The organism is Deinococcus pimensis DSM 21231 (assembly GCF_000519345.1).
GTDB classification, from domain to species: domain Bacteria; phylum Deinococcota; class Deinococci; order Deinococcales; family Deinococcaceae; genus Deinococcus_A; species Deinococcus_A pimensis.
The window spans coordinates 191,436-195,331 of sequence record NZ_KI912637.1; the positions used below are offsets into that span (position 1 = coordinate 191,436).

Annotated in this window: 2 protein-coding genes; both read right to left on the minus strand. The window is 70.9% G+C overall.

Features of this window, described 5'->3' with window-relative positions; translation table 11 throughout:
• Positions 1 to 2,216, minus strand: a 2,216-nt coding sequence (pnp, locus tag DEIPI_RS29960) for a polyribonucleotide nucleotidyltransferase (protein ID WP_084474172.1), incomplete at its 3' end; no start/stop codon positions are given.
• 61 nt (positions 2,217 to 2,277) lie between these two features.
• The gene (locus tag DEIPI_RS0109765; RefSeq protein WP_027481664.1) at positions 2,278 to 3,750 is read right to left on the minus strand and encodes a peptide MFS transporter; all 1,473 of its coding nucleotides are present in this window, start codon (positions 3,748 to 3,750) and stop codon (positions 2,278 to 2,280) included.
• Between the last annotated feature and the right edge of the window lie 146 nt (positions 3,751 to 3,896).

Consider the following 3,896-nt stretch of genomic DNA (forward strand, 5'->3'; position numbering starts at 1 on the left):
GGGCCGCGGTCGCCGCCGCGGTCGCCGCGAGGCTCGCGGGGCGCGCGGGGCGCGATCTTGCCCTCGAGCTCCGGACGGACGAGGTCGATCTTGCCGCGATCGTCGATGTGGACGATCTTGACGTTGATGCGGTCGCCGACCTTCACGACGTCCTCGACGTTGTCGATGCGGCCCTCGGCGAGCTGCGAGATGTGCAGCATGCCGTCCTGGTTGCCGAACAGGTTCACGAACGCGCCGAACGCGGCGGTCTTCACGACGGTGCCCTCGAAGACCTCCCCGACCTTCGCCTCGCGCGTGAGGGCCGAGATGCGGTCCTGCACGCGCTTCGCGGCGTCCGCGTCCGCGCTGAAGATGCGGACGGTGCCGTCCTCCTCGATGGTGATCTGCGCGCCCATCGCTTCGAGCTCGCGGATCTGCTTGCCGCCCGGCCCGATGACCGTGCCGATCTTCTCGGAGTTGATGCGCATCGTGAGGATGCGCGGCGCGTAGCGGCTGAGCTCCGCGCGCGGGGCGGGCAGCGCCTGCGCCATCACGCCGAGGATGTGCAGGCGCGCCTCGCGGGCCTGCGCGAGCGCCTCACGCATGATCTGCGGGGTGATCCCGCCGATCTTGATGTCCATCTGCAGGGCCGTGACGCCCTTCTCGGTGCCGCAGACCTTGAAGTCCATGTCGCCGAGCGCGTCCTCCAGCCCGAGGATGTCCGTGAGGATGCGGTAGCGGCCCTCCTCCATGACGAGGCCCATCGCGACGCCCGCGACCGGAGCGCGCATCGGGACGCCCGCGTCCATCAGGGCGAGGCTGCCGGAGCACACGGTCGCCATGCTGCTGCTGCCGTTGCTTTCCAGCACGTCGCCGACGACGCGCATGACGTACGGGAACTCCTCGAAGGGCGGCAGGACCGCGCGGATGGCGCGCTTGGCGAGGTTCGCGTGTCCGATCTCGCGGCGCGACTGGCCGCCCATGCGCTTCACCTCGCCCGTGGAGTACGGGGGGAAGTTGTAGTGCAGCAGGAACTTGTCGCCCGTGTCGGTGGTGAGGTCGTCGATGAGGATCTCGTCGCGTTCCGTGCCGAGCGTCGCGACGCCGAGCACCTGCGTCTCGCCGCGCGTGAAGATGGCGCTGCCGTGCGCGCGGGGCAGCGCGGACGTCTCGATCCAGATGGGCCGCACCGTGCGGGTGTTCCGTCCGTCGGCGCGCAGGTCCTCCTCCAGGATGAGGCGGCGCAGCTCGGCCTTCTCGACACGCTCGAAGGCGGTCTTGATGAGGTCGGTCCGCTCGGCGGCGTCCTCGGCATCCTCGGGGACGCGCTCGGTGATGAGGGCCTCGCGGATCGCCTTGAGGTTCGCGGAGCGGTCCTTCTTCTTCGGGGTGAGCAGCGCGTCACGCAGGCCCGCCGCGCGCGCGGCCTCGGTGATCTCGGGGACGAGTTCCCTGAAGGCCTCGTTCGGCTCGGGCGGCGCGAACTTCTCCTTGCCCGCCGCGTCACGGATTCTCTCGATGAGGTCGATGACGGCCTGCATCTCGCGGTGCCCGAACTCGATGGCGCCCACGAGGAGCTCCTCGTCGACCTCCTGCGCGCCCGCCTCGACCATCATGACGGCGTCGCGGGTGCCCGCCACGACGATCTCCAGGGTGGAGCGGCCGAGCTGCTCCACGGTGGGGTTCACGACGTACTCGCCGTCCACGTGACCGACGCGCACGCAGGCGGTCGGGCCGCCCCAGGGGATGTCGCTGAGCGTCAGCGCGGCGGACGCGCCGACCGCGCCGAGCACGTCGGGCGCGTTCTGCTGGTCGGCGGACTGCACGGTGATGATGACCTGCGTCTCCTGACGGTAGCCCTTCGGGAAGAGCGGGCGGATCTGTCGGTCCGTGATGCGCGCCGAGAGGATGGCCTTCTCGCCGGGTCGGCCCTCGCGGCGCATGAAGCTGCCGGGAATGCGGCCGACGGAGTAGTGGCGCTCCTCGAACTCCACCGTGAGCGGCAGGAAGTCGAGGGTGCTGGGGCGCTCGCTGGCCTGCGCGGTGACGAGCAGCACCGTCTCGCCGTAACGGACGGTGACGCTGCCGGAGACGAGCTTGGCGAGGCGGCCCGTCTCGATGACGAGGTCCTGGCCGCCGAGCCTCGTGCTGAAGGTGTGGTACTCGGGGACGTGGCCGCTGGTGCCCCCGCGCGCCCCGGTCTGGGGGGCGCTTTCCGTGATGGAGTCCTGTTGCATCACGGCATTCTATCCCCGGCTTTCCCATGAAACGGTGCCGGGCGGCCTTTGCGGCGCTTCATCACTCCACGCCGCCCATGAGGCGCCGCACCCTCGGCACGGCGAAGAGCAGCACGACGCCCACGACGACCGCCGCGAGCCCGAGCGTCAGGAAGTACGTCGGCAGCGACAGCCGTTCGATGTAGCGGCCCGCCTGCCCGCCCACGGCGTCGCCCACGGCGGTGCTGAGGAACCACACCCCGAGGATCTGCCCCGTGAAGGCCTGCGGCGCGAGCTTCGTGCTGACGCTCAGGCCGGTGGGGCTCAGCGCGAGCTCCGCGACGGTCTGGATGAAGTACACCGCGAGCAGCCACAGCGGCGAGACGCGCTCCCCGCCGCTCGCCGCGCCCGCCGCGAGCGCCATGATCAGGAAGCTCACGCCCACGCCGACGAGGGCGTACACGAACTTCGCGGGCGTGCTGGGCTGACGCGAGCCGAGCCGCACCCACAACGCCGCGAACACCGGCGCGAGCGCGATGATGAGCAGCGGATTCACCGACTGGAACCACGGCGCGGGGAAGTTCAGGCCCAGCAGGCCGCGGTCGGTGCGGTCCTCCGCGAAGAGGTTCAGCACGCTCCCGGCCTGGTCGTAGATCATCCAGAACACGGCGGACGCGAGGAACAGCCAGACGAGCGCCCGGACGCGCCCGCGCTCCTCGGGCCTCAGCTGCGGGGAGCGCAGGATGCCCGCGAAGTACACGGCGGGCACCACGACCGCCACGATCGTGAGGAGGTTGATGAGCAGGTTGGAGTTCAGGCCGCCCGTGGAGAGGTCCACCGCGAGGTACACGCCGACCACCACGACCGCCGCGAGGGCGTACAGCAGCGCGCGGCGCCGCTCGGCGGGCGTGGCGGGATTGCCGGGCCGCTCGCCCGCGTCCCCGAGGCGCTTCCAGCCGAGCACGTAGAGGATCAGCCCGACGGTCATGCCGACGCCCGCCGCGCCGAACCCCCAGTGCCAGCCGAGGTTCAGCGCGAGCCAGCCGCACACGAGCGGCGAGAAGAACGCGCCGATGTTGATGCCCATGTAGAACAGCGAGAAGCCCGCGTCACGCCGCGCGTCGTGCTCGCCGTACAGCTGACCCACCGTCGCGCTGATGTTGGGCTTCAGGAGGCCCGTGCCGAGCATGATCAGCACGAGCCCCGTGAAGAACAGCGGCGTGCTGGGCACGGCCATGCAGTAGTGCCCCGCCGCGATGATCACGCCGCCGTACAGCACCGCCCGGCGCGTCCCGAGGATGCGGTCCGCGACCCAGCCGCCGGGGAGCGCCGTGAGGTAGATCATCGCGTTGTACACGCCGTAGATGGCGATGGCGAGACCCTCGTTCAGGCCGAGGCCGCCCTCGGTGACGGCGGCGGTGAGGAACAGCACCAGCAGCGTGCGCATGCCGTAGAAGCTGAAGCGCTCCCAGAGTTCCGTCCCGAAGAGCGTCGCGAGTCCCGGCGGGTGCCCGAGGAACGATCCTGCCTGCCCGTCCCGTGTCCGTTGTGCCATGGTGCCTCCCGGGCGGGGCCGCACACCCGTCCGGCCCCGCCCTGATCGGGTCAGTATGGGTCCGGGCGGATGTGCGGGAGGGCAGGGGAGGCTTTGCGCGTCTGAAGACTGCCCGGGCCGCCTAGACGGCGGCGCGCCTCGTGGGC

What these genes read in the sequence shown, in the direction of transcription:
- DEIPI_RS0109765 (WP_027481664.1), bottom strand. Translation starts at nt 3,750, where the DNA reads ATGGCACAACGGACACGGGACGGGCAGGCAGGATCGTTCCTCGGGCAC.